The sequence below is a fragment of the Bacillus sp. AFS018417 genome (assembly GCF_002560985.1).
In the GTDB taxonomy this organism is placed as follows: domain Bacteria; phylum Bacillota; class Bacilli; order Bacillales; family Bacillaceae_G; genus Bacillus_A; species Bacillus_A rhizoplanae.
This window is the reverse complement of the sequence record NZ_NTTM01000111.1, coordinates 1-302: the sequence shown is the minus strand read 5'-3', so window position 1 is coordinate 302 and position 302 is coordinate 1. Positions and strand designations below refer to the sequence as shown.

The 302-nt window shown below is 53.0% G+C and carries 3 tRNA genes; all 3 read right to left on the bottom strand.

What is annotated here, in order from left to right:
- Nucleotides 1-21 precede the first annotated feature (21 nt).
- A tRNA-Glu gene (locus CN326_RS23575) sits at nucleotides 22-96 on the bottom strand.
- Nucleotides 97-105: 9 nt separating this feature from the next.
- A tRNA-Ser gene (locus tag CN326_RS23570) sits at nucleotides 106-197 on the bottom strand.
- 3 nt (nucleotides 198-200) lie between these two features.
- A tRNA-Asn gene (locus CN326_RS23565) sits at nucleotides 201-275 on the bottom strand.
- Nucleotides 276-302 lie beyond the last annotated feature (27 nt).

Here is a 302-nt window from a genome sequence, read left to right as displayed (position 1 = left end):
AGCTGAGCTAATCCTCCAAAGTGGTGACCCGTACGGGATTCGAACCCGTGTTACCGCCGTGAAAGGGCGGTGTCTTAACCACTTGACCAACGGGCCAAAATATTATGGCGGAGAGCAAGGGATTCGAACCCTTGATACGCTTATGACGTATACACGATTTCCAATCGTGCTCCTTCGGCCATCTCGGACAGCTCTCCAATTGGCTCCGCAGGTAGGACTCGAACCTACGACCGATCGGTTAACAGCCGATAGCTCTACCACTGAGCTACTGCGGAATACTGTAAGCCTGGCAACGTCCTACT